11 protein-coding genes are annotated in these 15,364 nt (G+C 35.4%); 8 read left to right on the plus strand and 3 right to left on the minus strand.

Translation table 11 applies throughout. The features are described from left to right. Nucleotides 1–4 precede the first annotated feature (4 nt). Nucleotides 5–1,198, minus strand: coding sequence for an MFS transporter (locus tag TX86_RS13665; protein WP_042349338.1), 1,194 nt, complete (start codon nucleotides 1,196–1,198; stop codon nucleotides 5–7). Nucleotides 1,199–1,950: 752 nt separating this feature from the next. Here TX86_RS13665 and TX86_RS13670 point away from each other — a divergent pair. The 3 genes from TX86_RS13670 to TX86_RS13680 all read left to right on the plus strand — a co-directional run bounded on the left by TX86_RS13670 (nucleotide 1,951) and on the right by TX86_RS13680 (nucleotide 5,660). Further along, complete coding sequence (locus TX86_RS13670; RefSeq protein ID WP_042349339.1) at nucleotides 1,951–2,709, plus strand: TrmB family transcriptional regulator; 759 nt, start codon at nucleotides 1,951–1,953, stop codon at nucleotides 2,707–2,709. A gap of 149 nt (nucleotides 2,710–2,858) precedes the next feature. Further along, a complete protein-coding gene (locus TX86_RS13675) occupies nucleotides 2,859–4,031 on the plus strand; it encodes an MFS transporter (RefSeq protein ID WP_042349340.1) in 1,173 nt (390 codons plus the stop codon). A 171-nt stretch (nucleotides 4,032–4,202) separates the two neighbouring features. After that, nucleotides 4,203–5,660, plus strand: a complete 1,458-nt coding sequence (locus tag TX86_RS13680) for an N-acetylmuramoyl-L-alanine amidase (protein WP_042349341.1) — start codon at nucleotides 4,203–4,205, stop codon at nucleotides 5,658–5,660. Between the two features lie 323 nt (nucleotides 5,661–5,983). Here the strand turns inward: TX86_RS13680 and TX86_RS13685 are convergent, their stop codons facing one another. Both TX86_RS13685 and TX86_RS25800 read right to left on the minus strand, forming a co-directional pair. Then, nucleotides 5,984–6,985, minus strand: a complete 1,002-nt coding sequence (locus TX86_RS13685; RefSeq protein ID WP_042349342.1) for a DUF1835 domain-containing protein — start codon at nucleotides 6,983–6,985, stop codon at nucleotides 5,984–5,986. Between the two features lie 297 nt (nucleotides 6,986–7,282). Further along, complete coding sequence (locus TX86_RS25800; RefSeq protein WP_154663113.1) at nucleotides 7,283–7,534, minus strand: hypothetical protein; 252 nt, start codon at nucleotides 7,532–7,534, stop codon at nucleotides 7,283–7,285. Nucleotides 7,535–7,574: 40 nt separating this feature from the next. On the opposite strand from TX86_RS25800, the gene TX86_RS13695 reads away from it, so the two are divergent. The 5 genes from TX86_RS13695 to ppk1 all read left to right on the plus strand — a co-directional run bounded on the left by TX86_RS13695 (nucleotide 7,575) and on the right by ppk1 (nucleotide 15,318). Next, nucleotides 7,575–9,170, plus strand: coding sequence for an amidohydrolase (locus TX86_RS13695; protein ID WP_042349343.1), 1,596 nt, complete (start codon nucleotides 7,575–7,577; stop codon nucleotides 9,168–9,170). 105 nt (nucleotides 9,171–9,275) lie between these two features. Next, nucleotides 9,276–11,036 (plus strand): SulP family inorganic anion transporter, encoded by a 1,761-nt coding sequence (locus TX86_RS13700; protein ID WP_042349344.1) that lies wholly within the window; start codon nucleotides 9,276–9,278, stop codon nucleotides 11,034–11,036. A gap of 169 nt (nucleotides 11,037–11,205) precedes the next feature. Continuing rightward, nucleotides 11,206–11,913 carry a 23S rRNA pseudouridine(2604) synthase RluF gene (gene rluF, locus TX86_RS13705; protein ID WP_042350485.1) on the plus strand — a complete coding sequence of 236 codons (708 nt, stop codon included), beginning with the start codon at nucleotides 11,206–11,208 and terminating at the stop codon, nucleotides 11,911–11,913. 257 nt (nucleotides 11,914–12,170) lie between these two features. Further along, nucleotides 12,171–13,100: a Ppx/GppA phosphatase family protein gene (locus tag TX86_RS13710; RefSeq protein ID WP_052343670.1), complete on the plus strand. Its 930-nt coding sequence runs from the start codon at nucleotides 12,171–12,173 to the stop codon at nucleotides 13,098–13,100. Further along, entirely contained in the window at nucleotides 13,075–15,318 is a 2,244-nt protein-coding gene (ppk1, locus tag TX86_RS13715) for a polyphosphate kinase 1 (protein WP_042349345.1), read from the plus strand. The genes TX86_RS13710 and ppk1 overlap by 26 nt, the downstream gene beginning before the upstream one ends. The last annotated feature ends 46 nt before the right edge of the window (nucleotides 15,319–15,364 follow it).

Genomic DNA, 15,364 nt, shown 5'->3' on the forward strand with positions numbered 1-15,364 from the left:
AGGCCTAAACTGACCTTTGTTTTTTTGTACCTACTACTACTGCATTTCTTCGACTAGCTACCAAATAAATCAATAAGAGCACAACAATAAATATGGATGAATAACCGTACATCACTCGATAGCCGGAATGATTAGCAATCATCCCCAATGTTGGCGAACCAATCGCCATCCCTAAATCCATACATGTTAAGATCATCGCATTGGCTGTCCCTTTCTTACTTACATTCACGTTTCTCACAGCCCAAGCCTGCAGCGTAGGATGCATCGTTCCGTATGCAATCCCGTAACATACCCCAGCGATTATTAATATCCATAAATGATTCGTCATAGAGAGCAACATTAAGCCAGCAATTCCACAAATTCCAGCTGGATAAATCAATACTTCGTGACTCTTCTTATCAAAAATCCTCCCCGAAATAGGCCGGATAAAAAGCATGATAATCATAAAAATAAGAAAGAACCAAGAAACCTTTGCACCTAAGCCTACTTCTCCACCAAGACCATCTATAAAATTAAATACGCCACCAAATGTCACACATAGAAAGAAAACAAGTAAACTCGGAAGCAACGCATTTTTATCATAAATAGCACTAACGAATGTCCGTTTCTCAACTGTTGGTTCTATCATTAGCTGAACATCACTCAGTAATAAACAACAAACTAAAATACAAGCAGCAATTAGAAATGTTACAATCAATATGGTATTAAATGAAGCTGAGTGTAAAAGAGCTAGGGCAACCACTGGTGACAAACTAGCCCCTAAACTAGTTGCCATTCCAAAATACCCCACACCTTCCCCTAACCGATTCTTTGGAGCAATAGTCGTCGCCATTGTCGCTAATATCGTCGTTATAATTCCAAATCCTATTCCTTCTAATACTCTTATTACTAACAGAAAAGGTAATGAAAAGCGATTATAGCTTAAAGCAATACAAATAAATATCCCGATTAACGTCAATATAATTGTTTTTTTCATACTTACTTTATGTAATGCCATACTTATAAATGGACGAGTAACAATAGATGCAATCATAAAGGCGGTCATCATCATACCCCCAATGGCTGGATTATGATGAATATTAGTGATATACACTGGAAACGAAGCATTTAACATATGCATACAAAGAAAAAATAAAAACGTCATTAAAATGACTTGAACAAAAGATAAACTCCATAATGTATATTTCGTTTGAGCCATACTTTCCCTTCTCTCTCTAATCTGAAAACGACAATTAACATAATTTTCTAAACTTTCCGTAAATATTATAGACTTTTTCTCTGTTATTTAATACATATTTACAAATTTTATAAAATAATGATTATTTCTTTGTCTAAAGGGTATAGAAAAGTGATGAGATTATTACAATTCTCATTAGAGTAAATGGTGGTTGGTTGCTATGGTTACTAGAAAAATTAAGCATGAATGATTTTTCATTAGAACAGAATAGTACAAAAATCACGTGTTTCTAAGAAAAGCTTTATAAAGGCATATCCTTTTTCATAGCTTTGTTTTATGTATAAATCAGAGGAAATGTCAAAGGATTATTGATTGTGACAAATAAATATGTTAAGAATTGCAAAAAGCAAAGAGGTTAAATATAATATCTCCCTATAAGTATTACAACAATAAATGCGGCCTACCACCACAATTCATTACCTAATAAATAATAACAGCGGATGCCAACTTGCATTCGCTGTTATTATGACTTCATAAAACTAACTGGATAAGAAGACGGAGTATTTATTCTCTAAACTAACATTGAATAATCTTGTTATCTTCTTATACATATTCACTCTTCTCTAAGATTAAAAATTTCACATACAAATCTAAAACTACTTTTATAAGAGAGTTGTTTATAATCCCCTCTTCATCTTTACACCTTGTATATCTTCTCTCAGAAATTTATAGTAGAGTTAACAATGTTACTTGTTCTGTACTTAGGAGGACTTATGTTAAAAGAATTTGGTTTTTCCCAATATGAAAGCAAAGTATACGAAACCCTTGTTTCTAGCAATCAGCCGATGGATGTAAATATGATTGCAAAGCATTCAAGTGTTCCGAAAGCGAAGATATATGAAGTATTATCCCGAATGATCGATAAAGGTATGATAATGGAAGCTATTTCAGAAAAGAAGAAAATGTACACTGCCCTTTCTCTTGAAATAGCCGTAGAACGACTAACAGCTGAGTTTCAGCAAAATATTGAGAAGTTCAAAGAAAAAACGGCAAAGAAAACATTTTCAGATGATCGTGTCTGGAGCTTTAAATTACAAGCTTCTATCCAAGCTGAAATGAAAAAGCTCATTGAAGAAGCGAAACATTCTATTCGCATTTCTGGCTGGAGTAATGGTCTTCTTAATTACTTACCCATGCTAGAAGCAAAAGAACAACAAGGTATTGATGTTGAAGTACATGCGGTAGGCGAAATTCAAGCAAACTTAACCAATCTCTACTATTTCATTCCTACTGAAAAAGATGTTCATCTGGAACCATTCTATTTAATAATAGTGGATGATTCCGAACTCATTTTCGCAACCTCTGAGGATGACTCTTGGCAAGCAATTCGAACAATGTCACATCCGTTTGTAAAATTCTTCGAAGAGTTCTTCTATCATGATATTGTACTTACAAAAATTCTTGGCAAATACAAAGATACAATTAAGCAAGATCCAGAAATTATGGATTTCGTCGTAAAGCTACGATATTAACGTTAAAAAATAAGCCCAGTTTATATAGGCTTATTTTTTTTGCAAACATTACTTCATTATTAGCTTGTCAATCGCTTCAATATCAGTTACGATGTAATACGTAGTTTTTTACCACGGTAGTGGTAAAAGTAAAAGGAGCGGAATTATAAATGAATTTTAAAGTATATATATTAGCCATTTCCGTCTTTGTTGTTGGAATGGTTGAGCTTGTGATTGGTGGTATTTTACCTTTAATTTCTGAGGATTTACATGTTTCTCTAAGTGCAGCTGGTCAGCTAATTACTGCCTTTGCACTTGTACTAGCTATTTCTGGTCCAATTTTATTAGCTCTTACAGCGAAAATTGAACGTAAAAAGCTGTATCTTATATCATTAGTAGCCTTTTTCATCGGCAATATATTAGCTTTTATGAGTCCTAATTTTGAAGTACTAATGCTGGCTCGTATATTTACAGCGCTTAGTGCTTCATTACTAATTGTTCTATCACTAACGATAGCAGCCAAAATTGTAAAACCAGCATATCAAGCGCGAGCAATCGGTGTTATTTCCATGGGAATCAGTGGCTCACTAGTATTAGGTGTGCCTGTCGGTGTATTAATTGGAGAAATGTTCGGATGGAGAATTCTCTTCCTTATTATTGCAGCATTAAGTATTATTTCGGCCACTATTATTCATCGTTATATTGATGATCTTCCGCCTGAACAAATGATACCTTTACGTCAACAATTAGCTTCATTAAAAAGCATGAAAATCATCAGTGCCCATATTGTTACAATTTTGGTATTAGCGGGTCACTACGTTCTTTATGCTTATTTCACACCATTCTTGCAAACAACAATGAACGTGAATGCTTTCATGATTAGTGTTGCTTACTTTGTATTTGGCGTTTCTGCTGTTTGTGGTGGTGGTTTAGGTGGTGTAATTGCCGATCGATTTGGTGCAAAGAAAAGTATCTTACTATTTGTAGGTACATTCGCTGTTGTTCTATTCGTCTTACCACTTTCAACAAATATTACTTTACTATTTCCGATAGCGCTTATTCTATGGGGAATGTTAAGTTGGGCACTTTCTCCTGCGCAACAAAGCTATTTAATTCAAACAGCGCCAGAATCTGCAGGTATTCAGCAAAGCTTTAACCAATCTGCTTTACAACTAGGGATTTCATTAGGTTCAGCAGTTGGTGGTGTCGTTATTCAACATTATCCAGTTTCGCACACAGCTTGGTTCGGTAGTGGAATTGTGGTCATTGCCTTTTTATTCGCCATTTATTCCATCACAAGACCAGTTGTGAAAACCGCTTCTTCAGTGAAGCAAGCAAGTTAATGTCCAGGAGGCTGTGTAAACACAGCCTCCTCTTCTTATATTCAAGATAATCTATCTACTTCACTTTTTTCCACAAATCAACACATTAACATTTCATACAATTCCTTCCACTTCCTTGTCGAAGTTTGTGATAAAATAGAAACATATGGAAATTCAAGAGGGGTGGAATGAATGAAATCTGCAGTAAAAATACTTTTTTGTCTTATATTAGTAGCGTCAACGATTCTTACAATTGGCAGCGGCTTATCAAAAGCAGCAACTATATTTAAGGATGTTGGTCCAAATCATCGCGCTTATAATGAAATTACATATTTAGCACAGGGAAAGATTACTAGTGGAGATGCAAACGGTAATTTTATGCCGAAAAGTAATGTTACTCGTGCTCAGTTTGCTGCGTTGTTAGGACGAGCTCTCGACCTTGATGGTACACAAAGAAAAACAAAATTCAAAGATGTTGGCGTGAGTAATTTTGCCTCTGGATACATTCAAGCTGCTGTTGATAAGAATATTATCTCTGGTTACTCAGATGGTTCATTCAAACCTAATGGACTAGTAACTCGCGGCGAAATGGCTATTATGATTTGCAAAGCGTTCGGTTATAGCTTTGGAAACTCCTCTTCTGGAGCTGCACAAGCCATAATTTCAAGAGGCATTGATCAAGGTGTAGAAGATGGAACATTCGGATCAACGCGTAGCGCATTGAGAGAAGAAACAGCAATATTTCTTGCAAGAGCTATTGATTTTAAACTTCGTTCGAAACCAACAACTTCATTCAGTAGTGAGAAATATGTCAATGTAAATTCTTTAAATGTGAGAAAAGGTCCATCGACTGAATATGGCGTAGTTGGAACACTAAACAAAGAAGAGAAAGTAACAACCAGTTACAATGTTGGAAACTGGACACTTGTGAAAACAAGTAATGATGTAATTGGTTTTGCATCCAACTATTACTTAGCAACAAGTGTGGACAATTCAGATGACAATAGCAACAATGATAGTATAGACAACGGAAATGCAAACCCTCAGTCACTTACTTCGCAAACATTAGTCATCGATCCTGGTCACGGTGGAACTGACCCTGGTAAAGTTGGCTTTGGGCTCAAAGAAAAAGATATTGTATTAGATACAAGTCTACTATTAAAAAAACTACTCATCCAAACACCATTAAACGTAAAGTATACGAGAGAAACAGATGTAACATTAGATCTCATTAAAGACCGTGTACCATATGCACTTAGTGTAAAAGGTAATACATTCGTTAGCATTCATGCGAATGGTGGCGGTGGAACAGGTAGCGAAACTTATTACTGGGGTAAAGCAAGTAAAGCGGCCACTAATCCTTATGTTTCCGATAGTAAAATGTTAGCTGAATTTATTCAAAAGCGATTAATTGTAGCACTTGAAACAAGAGATCGTGGAATAAAGCATGGAGACTTTCATGTTATTCGTGAAAATCAAATGCCTGCCGTGTTAGTGGAATTAGCTTTCATGGATACAAAGGCTGATAGCGAGAAATTAAACTCTCCTGCTTATCGTCAAAAAGCCGCTGAAGCTATTTTTCTAGGGTTGCTTGATTATTACAATGCCAAAGGCTTTGATGTAGCACAGTACTATAATATTGTGAAATAATTTAAGAAAAGTGCAAGCGCCCGTTTAGAGACGTATAAACTGGAGCTCTCATCCTTTGGATAAAGGAAACACGAAGAGCCGATAGGCGATTCGATGTTGACTTATCGTAGGGAAGAGAGTGAAGTTTACTAGTCTCTGGGCGCTGAAGCTAGACAATAAGAAAAACCGGCACCGGTCTTTTTTGCTTGATGTTTATGCTCTTTTTTGATTTACTCCCAATCAAAAAAGAGCATAGCAGGTGTAAGGTTAGACACCCCACAAAATTATATACATTCATATCTTTTAAAAAAAGGTTGTCCATTTCTCTCTGGACAACCTCTCTCTTATGCTTTTAACTTAACGCTATATAGGCTCATCATTTTCATGTTACCTTCTTTTTCAAAAGCGCCTTTTTTGATTAAATATCGAAGTCTATACTCGGTATACGCCTCACCAACATATTCCTCCACACTATCTATGACTTCACCTACTAATCTTGCAGCTTTTATAAACTCTCCATCACTTAGCTCACTTTGAAGTTTTTTTGCCGTTTCCATAATTAATGCATCGTAATAATCTTCTGTTACGCTTAGAATCTTTCCCTCTTGCATAATACGGAATTTTTCTTCTGTAGCTGTTAGCTGTTCCCATACTTGTTCATATTCATATCGTTCATCATCTGTTAAAGGATTTATGGTTTTAATTTCTTCAAAAATCCCCTGATAAGCTTCTACAGGTATTTGAGCTGTATGCTTTAGGTTAAGTGTATCGCCTGGCTTATCAGACACATTCATTATAATAATATTATTTTTTTTCTCTCTTAATAGATACAATAAATAAGCTAGACCAGTTTGTTCTTGAGCATTATCTCCACTCCAAATAACAATGCGAATATGTTCAGAGATTCGATTGATTGCAAGAAGCGTGATTGTATAGTAGTTGAAGAAATCTTCAAGCTTATCACTAGCATGATGAAAATGATTTTGCAACCAATCATATCTCTGAACAAAGCCACTTTGCTTCTGCAATCGTCCAATTGGACCAACAGAGAACAAATCAGCAAATGAAATGACTTTCTCTTCATTATTTTTCTTCATTTGTTGAAGAGCTTGTCTCAAGCTTCCAGAAGTAGAACGGCTAAATGTGAAATGAACCGTATGGAAATTCCCTACCTGCTGTTCTGCTTGATTGTTATACTCATTCAACAATTCTTCTCTAACATGTTTAATCTTATCAAAGAATTGTTGTTCATTATATACGTCTATTCCACTCAAAATCGTCATTAATAAACTTTTTGATTCTTGCTCGGCTAAATGATCGACTGCTTTTCTTAATCCTTCTATCATTCTAACGACCCCTTTGTCTAACATTCTCTTACATCCGTTCATTCAGTATATACCTACTTTGAAAGTAAATGGATAAATTTGCTCATTAGCCAAGTAGATTTATTAAGAATTTAATTAAAATTAACTTTATACTTTTAAATCCACAATCAATACAGAGTGATCAGATATTTCATCGAAACGCTCTTGATGAGAAAAATAACATTGATGTAAACTTTGCTCCAACATAGGTGAAATATAAGCATGGTCAATACGAAAGCCGTCACCTAGTAAATTACGCCAGCTATATTCATTCGAGTTTTAATGCGTAAATCGCCAAGTATCAATCCAACCTAATCCATGTAATTCCACTAATTTTTCTGTACAACTTAATACAGGACCTTCACTATCTGCAAGCATACTCATGTTATAGTCACCAATAATAACACATCGATCATTCATATGATTTTTTGCATACTGTAGCATCTCAGAAGCAAATAACTCACGATTTGGCATACGTGTTAAATGATTCGGTATATGAATACCTAGTACATGCATATTTTCACTGTGCAAAATAAATACTTACATTAGAGAAATCGTGAAGGAGATACATATGAAAGAACAAATTTTTTATAACGGACAAATCATAACAATGGAAGAAGATACATACGCTGAAGCTGTTTTCACCCGATATGGGATGATTCAACATGTAGGGACGAAGGAAGAAGTATTTACCCACAAGACAGAAAAAACAGAAATGATTGATTTAAATGGCAAGACCATGCTTCCATCCTTTATTGATCCGCATAGTCATTTAACAGCGTTTGCTACTACACTTAAATTAGTACCTCTCCATGATGCGAAAAGCTTTGCTGACATTATTAGCGCATTACAAATTTTTCAAGAAAGTCATTCACTAAAGGAAGGCGAATGGATTATCGGCTTCGGTTATGATAATAACGACTTAATGGAGAAGAAACATCCAACGAAAGAAGTTTTGGACCAAGTATCAACAAAGCATCCTATCGTAATTTCTCATGCATCTGGACATATGGGCGTCATGAACTCACCTGCTTTACAAGAGATACAGATTACAAGTGACACCCTAAATCCTGAAGGCGGAGTTATTGGTCGAATAGATTCTAGCAATGAACCAAATGGCTACTTAGAAGAGAATGCCTTCATTCAAAACTCTGCAAAAATCCCACAACCTTCTATTGAAGAAGTATGTCAGCTAATTGATGAAGCACAAAACATTTATTGTAGTTATGGTATTACAACAGCTCAAGAAGGAATTGTAAATGGTAAAGAATTTTACTTATTAAAACAAATGTCAGATGAAAACCGCTTGAAAATAGACGTGATTGGCTATGTAGATTTAAAAAACAGCAAGGATTTAGCAGACTCGAATCAACGTTACCGCTCTTATTTCAATCATTTTAAAATTGGTGGTTACAAAATATTTCTTGATGGGTCACCGCAAGGAAAAACAGCTTGGCTTACAAAGCCTTATGGAAATGAAAAAGACGGTTATTGTGGCTATCCAATTTACAAAGACGAAGAAGTCCAAAAATTTATTCAAACTGCGCTTGATGAAAAAATGCAATTACTAACTCATTGTAACGGTGATGCCGCTTGTGATCAGTTGATTAACAACTTTGAGACAGTATTACATGAAAGAAAAGATAATCAATCTAATCGACCAGTAATGATTCATGCTCAAACTGTTCGTTATGATCAATTAGTAAGCATGAAACAAATTAACATGATTCCATCCTTTTTTATTGAACATACGTATTATTGGGGCGATGTACATATAAAAAACTTAGGTATGGAAAGAGCAAGTCGTATTAGCCCAGCGAAAACAGCAATCGAAAATGGGTTATGTTACACCTTTCATCAAGATACACCCGTTGTTGTTCCTGATATGCTTCATACAATATGGTGTGCAGTTAATCGAGTTACAAAGGCTGGCGTTTTCATCGGTGAATTTGAAAAAATCAGCCCACTTGATGCATTAAAAGGTGTAACAATTAATGCTGCGTATCAATATTTTGAAGAAGACTTAAAGGGTTCAATTAAAGAAGGAAAACATGCAGATTTCGTTATATTAAATCACAACCCATTAACAGTTGATTCGATGATGATTAAAGATATTACCGTTTTACAGACCATAAAAAATGGAGAAACCATTTTTAAAAGAGACTAACAAGCTCAATGGTTCACAAATTTTCCATTGAAAATCCAGTCAAACAGGAGTAACATTTGTATGTTCAAATTATGAAATTACTAACATTCAGGAGATGATTTAAGATTGTTCGCCGACTGGTTTAGCAATTATTCTACTACAAAGTTTAAGAAAGATTTGCTATCCGGTATTATTGTTGGCGTTATTGCCATTCCCCTTGGAATGGCATTTGCTATTGCATCAGGTGTAAATCCCGAATACGGAATTTATACAACAATAATTGCCGGAATTCTTGTTTCCATCTTTGGTGGCTCTAGCTTCCAAATAGCTGGGCCTACCGGAGCCTTTATCCCCCTGCTCTTCGGAATTGTTGCTACATATGGCTATGATGGCTTATTAGTTGCAGGATTTATGGCTGGGATTATTCTAGTATTAATGGGTGTATTTAAATTAGGTGTGCTTATTAAATATATTCCACGTCCAGTAACAATCGGCTTTACTACAGGTATTGCTGTTACGATTTTCATTGGGCAAGTTTCTAAGTTCCTTGGCTTAGATGGTGTTGCAAGCAAAGAATATTTCCATGAAAATGTTCATGAAATCATTACTCATTTTTCAACTATTGATCTTTATAGCATCATCATCGCATTAATATGTTTATTTACCATTATCTACACGCCCAAATTCTTACCGAAGATGCCAGGTGCTATTGTTGGTATTGTGCTGTCTACCGTAGTTGCCATTGTATTCTTCCCTGATAAAGTTGCCACAATTGGTTCAGCATATGGTAGCATCCCAAGCTCCCTACCTAAGTTTCAATTTTTTGACGTGAGCTTTTCTGAAGTGGTTGAATTAATTCGCCCTGCATTTACAATAGCGATGCTAGGTGCTATTGAGTCATTATTATCATCTGTTGTCGCTGATGGAATGACTAATACGCGTCATAATAGTAACCGTGAACTGATTGGCCAAGGTATTGCTAATATGGTGACACCATTATTCGGTGGTATTCCCGCAACTGGTGCAATTGCACGAACAGCAACGAATATTAAAACAGGTGCGCAAACTCGTGTTGCTGGTATCATACACGGTGTAGTTGTCCTTATTACACTAGTGATGTTGGCACCTTACGCTTCATTAATTCCGCTAGCAAGTATGGCACCTGTCTTAATGGTTGTTGCTTGGAATATGAGTGAACGAAAAGAATTTATGCACGTATTGAAAACAAAAACGGGAGACTCAATTGTTTTAATGCTTACATTCATTCTAACCGTATTTGTAAACTTAACGGTTGCTGTAGAAGTTGGTCTATTGCTAGCTATTATTCTATTTGTGAAACGAATGAGTGAAGTATTCCGCGTTAATCATGTATTACCCGACATGAATTCAGATGCTGGTAAGCTAACTCCTTCAGCAGTATCGAATTCTCATTTCTGTCCGCAAATTAGCATGTTTGATGTTGAAGGCTCGTTATTCTTTGGAGCTGCTGAAACATTTGTTTATTATGTGTTAGATGCCATTCATTATCAGCCACGAGTCGTTTTACTGAAAATGAATAAATTGTGCTATCTAGATACAACTGGAGAGAATAACTTAAAGCAAATTATTCAGCAGTTACAAAAAAACAACTGCCGTGTCTTAATTTCGGGTATGCATGATCAGCCACTTGAAATTGTAAAACGAACAGGATTATATGAGGAATTAGGTGAACAAGCCTTCTTCCCTGATACACAATCAGCAATCATGCATGGAATTACTTTAATTTCTAATGAAACTTGTCAATCTTGTCGTCACTTTGCTTTCAAAGAATGTGAGAAACTTTCTTGTGTAGAAATCAGAACTTCACGTTTAGCGAAAAAGCGTGAAATAGAAAAAGCATCTATTTAAGAATAATGTTTAGGCTGTCGAATCAATCGACAGCCTTCTCTTGTAATAGAGGTAGTAAATACTGTATCTTAAATAACATAAAGTGAAACTTTGCTTGATGGTGGTTTCTCTCATTCTCCACCGAGCAATAGTTGAACCGGATAAAATATTAATTAAAGGTGTGCTTCAATTGAGAATAAATAAATACATCGCTGAGTCTGGAGCAACTTCTAGACGCGGTGCCGATAAATTAATTGCAGAAAAAAGAGTAACCATCAATGGTGTTGTAGCCGAATTAGGAAGCCAAGCTGAAGATGGTGATGATGTCCGCATCGATGGCAAACCAATAAAAGAAAAGCAGGAATATGTGTACCTTGCACTAAATAAACCAGCCGGTATTACGAGTACAACTGAACGACATATAAAAGGAAATATTGTGGACTTTGTTAATCACCCATTACGAATTTTCCACATTGGCCGCTTAGATAAAGATTCAACAGGCTTAATTTTACTTACAAATGACGGTGACATCGTCAATGAAATCCTTCGTGCAGAGAACAGACATGAGAAAGAATACATTGTCACAGTAGACAAGCCCATTACTCCTGCTTTCTTAAAGAAAATGGCAAGCGGTGTTGAAATACTAGATACAGTCACACTTCCATGTAAAGTAAAGCAACTCTCTAAAAATGTTTTTAACATTACACTTACACAAGGTTTAAATCGTCAAATTCGCCGCATGTGCTCAGCACTTGGCTATGAAGTTCGCGCCTTAGAACGTATAAGAATCATGAACATTCACCTGAAAGGACTAAAACTTGGCCAATGGCGTAATTTAACAGATTCAGAGCGAAATGAATTATTTAAAGAATTGAATTACCAACCAAATCAAAAATAAGACAAATCCGTGATGAATAATCATCACGGATTTGTCTTATTTTTTTGCTCATATTTTTTGTTCTCCACTCATATATTTTATTCCCCGCTCATATTTTCAACCAATTTTAAACTCGTATCTTCCATATATTTTCATAATTCCGAACATTATAAGTATTTTACATGTTTTTCCTTCACAAAAGAACGATAGTATATTAGAGTTAATATAGATACTATTGTAAAAATAGTTATTTCTAACCTTGTAAAAGGGGGATGTTAATGATTTACAGTATTATTGATGTCGGTTCAAATACTATTCGCCTAAATATTTATTCTTATAAAAATAAACTAGTAACTTCTTTGTTACATAAAAAAACAATGGCAGGTCTTGCCGGATATGTCGTAGACGGTTATTTATCGCCAAAAGGAATTGAGCGAGCATGTACTATTATAAGCAACTACAAAAGCATTGTAGAAAACTTTCAAATTCAAAATGTGTTTGTCTTTGCAACGGCATCATTGCGGAATATTGTTAATACGGATGAGGTTGTGTGGAATATTAAAGAGCGTACCGGTTTTCCTGTCGATGTCATCGCTGGCGAAGAAGAAGCCAAACTTGGCTTTATTGGGGCTTCTCATGCATTGACTGTGAAAGATGGTATTTTAGTAGACATTGGTGGTGGCTCTACCGAAATTACTACTTATGAGGATGCCAAAATTATCAAAGCCGTTAGTCTCCCTATTGGCTCATTAAGCCTTTATTCTAAATACGTTTCAAAACTATTTCCAAAAGATTCCGAAAAAGAAGCTATGAAACAAGCAGTACTACTTGAATTAACTAAACTAGGCGAAACCACTCTTAAAGAGTATAAAATACTTTGTGGCGTCGGCGGTTCTATTCGTGCAACCAAAAAATTGCAAAACAATTTAATTTTTGATAATGAAACGAATGAATTTGAAGTCGCTACTATTTCTCAACTACTAAATTTATTGCAAAAAGTAGATAAAAAAACACTACGTAAAGTATTACAAGTTGTACCTGATCGAGTGCATACAATTATTCCTGGAATGATTATCTTACAAACAATTGCTACTTATTATGGATGCGAAACCATTCATGTAAGCAATTATGGTGTTCGTGAAGGATATTTATATACTAGAGTTTTGAAAGAAGGTACTGATTATGGCAAAAACGAAGAAAAAATATGATATCAGTTATACACAAAACCGAGAACTTTCATGGTTGAAATTCAATCAGCGAGTATTAGAAGAAGCATGTGATCCAACTGTACCTCTGTACGAACGATTGAAATTCGTTAGTATTTTCGAAAGTAATTTAGATGAATTCTTCATGATTCGTGTCGGCAGTCTTTTAGACCTGTCACTACTTAAAGGAAGTCGTATCGACAAGAAAAGCGGTATGACACCAACCGAGCAGCTAAAGAAGATTTTTAAAGAAGTGGCACCGCTCTATAAGCAACGAGATAAAATTTTTAATGAAATTAAAGAGCAGCTACATGAACATGATATTTATCATATGAGTATAAAAGATTTGGATGGTAAAGACAGAAAGTTTATCGAGCAATATTTCAAGAATTATATTTTCCCAGTTCTTTCACCACAAATCGTGGACACGCTTCACCCTTTTCCACATTTACCAAACAAGTCTTTAAACATTATTGTAATGATGGCAAATGAAGACAAAACAACATACGGAATGATACCAGTACCACAGTCACTGCCAAGTGTGCTGTACTTACCTGGTAATACTGTTCGTTATGTCATGATGGAAAAAATCATTCTAGAATTCGCTCATATTGTGTTTGATATGTTCGAAATCGTCGACAAGACGATTATCGCTGTTACACGAAATGCAGATATTAGCCCAGAGGATGAGGTATTCGCTGATGATGATGATTATCGCCATCATATGAAGAAAATTTTAAAGAAGCGAAAGCGTCTTGCTCCCGTTCGTCTTGAAGTGCAAAATGATGCCGATCCTTTATTACTAGATTATTTATGCGAGCGTTTAAATATTAAGAAAGAACAAGTATTTAAAAGCAAGGCGCCTTTATGTATGTCCTATGTTTTCTCTTTACACGAACGTTTTTCAATGGAAACAACGCGTGAAATTTCGTACCCTGCTTTTGAACCGCAACAGCCAGCTGCTGTAAACAAACGCGAAAGCATGATTAGCCAGGTACAGAAGAAAGATGTCGTATTACACTACCCATATGAAACGATGGAACCATTTTTACGATTAATTAAAGAAGCTGCCCAGGACGAGAATGTTATTTCTATTAAAATCACAATCTACCGTCTAGCAAATAATTCAAAACTAGTAGAATCATTAATTGAAGCTGCTGAGAATAATAAAGACGTAACGGTATTAATGGAGTTACGCGCACGCTTTGATGAGCAAAATAATATTGATTGGGCTGAGCGCTTAGAAGATGCAGGTTGTACTGTCATTTATGGCTTCGAAGGCTTTAAAGTGCATTCAAAAATCTGTCTCATTACTCATCTAGTAAATAACAAAATTCAATATATTACCCAAATCGGCACAGGCAACTATAATGAGAAATCTTCAAAAATGTACACGGATTTATCTTTTATGACTGCAAGTGAAGCAATCGGAAATGATGCCGCAAACTTTTTCAAAAACATGGCCATTTCTAATCTTGATGGACAATATGCGCATCTCCTAGTAGCACCAAACAGCTTGAAGCCGGGTTTAATGAACCTAATTGACGAAGAAATCATGAAAGCTCAATCCGGTTACAACGGTCGAATTGTCATGAAAATGAATTCATTAACGGACCGTGAAATGATTACGAAATTATCAGAAGCTTCTTGTGCTGGTGTAAAAATCAATTTGATTATTCGCGGTATTTGCTGCCTTGTTCCGGGTATTAAAGACCGAACTGAAAATATCACTGTCGTAAGTATATTAGGTAGGTTCTTAGAACATTCACGTATCTACTGCTTCGGCGAAGGTCCAGGTATGCATATGTATATTAGTTCAGCGGATATTATGACGAGAAACATGGAGAAACGTGTAGAAATTGCCTGTCCAATTCTCGATTCCCAAGTGAAGCAACAAATCTATCACATATTAGACATTCAGCTACAAGATAACGTGAAGGCTCGCTTGTTATGTGATAACAAGCAATATGAAAAACGTAAGAACTTAAACAATCAAAAAATAGATAGTCAATCTTACTTCATGGAAGAAGCATTAAAAGAAAATAAAAAACCTGTGAATTTGGAAAAAGAACAAAATGAGATCATTGTTGTCGAAGCTCAAGCTTCTTCAGTACAAGATGAAACAAAATCCACTACGAAGTATGTCATACCTCGTCTTAAACCAAAGAGAACGAAAAAATCACGATTATTACTTGCTGTTAACGCTTCTAAGAAAAAATAGAGTATAAACATTTAAAGAGAGAATGAAATTTTACTATATTTCACTC

The sequence above is a fragment of the Bacillus massiliigorillae genome (genome assembly GCF_000380245.2).
Lineage (GTDB): Bacteria > Bacillota > Bacilli > Bacillales > DSM-1321 > Bacillus_AD > Bacillus_AD massiliigorillae.

Coding starts and splice junctions, on each gene's coding strand:
- TX86_RS13665 (WP_042349338.1), bottom strand. CDS start 1,198: ATGGCTCAAACGAAATATACATTATGGAGTTTATCTTTTGTTCAAGTC.
- TX86_RS13670 (WP_042349339.1), top strand. CDS start 1,951: ATGTTAAAAGAATTTGGTTTTTCCCAATATGAAAGCAAAGTATACGAA.
- TX86_RS13675 (WP_042349340.1), top strand. CDS start 2,859: ATGAATTTTAAAGTATATATATTAGCCATTTCCGTCTTTGTTGTTGGA.
- TX86_RS13680 (WP_042349341.1), top strand. CDS start 4,203: ATGAAATCTGCAGTAAAAATACTTTTTTGTCTTATATTAGTAGCGTCA.
- TX86_RS13685 (WP_042349342.1), bottom strand. CDS start 6,985: ATGATAGAAGGATTAAGAAAAGCAGTCGATCATTTAGCCGAGCAAGAA.
- TX86_RS13695 (WP_042349343.1), top strand. CDS start 7,575: ATGAAAGAACAAATTTTTTATAACGGACAAATCATAACAATGGAAGAA.
- TX86_RS13710 (WP_052343670.1), top strand. CDS start 12,171: ATGATTTACAGTATTATTGATGTCGGTTCAAATACTATTCGCCTAAAT.
- ppk1 (WP_042349345.1), top strand. CDS start 13,075: ATGGCAAAAACGAAGAAAAAATATGATATCAGTTATACACAAAACCGA.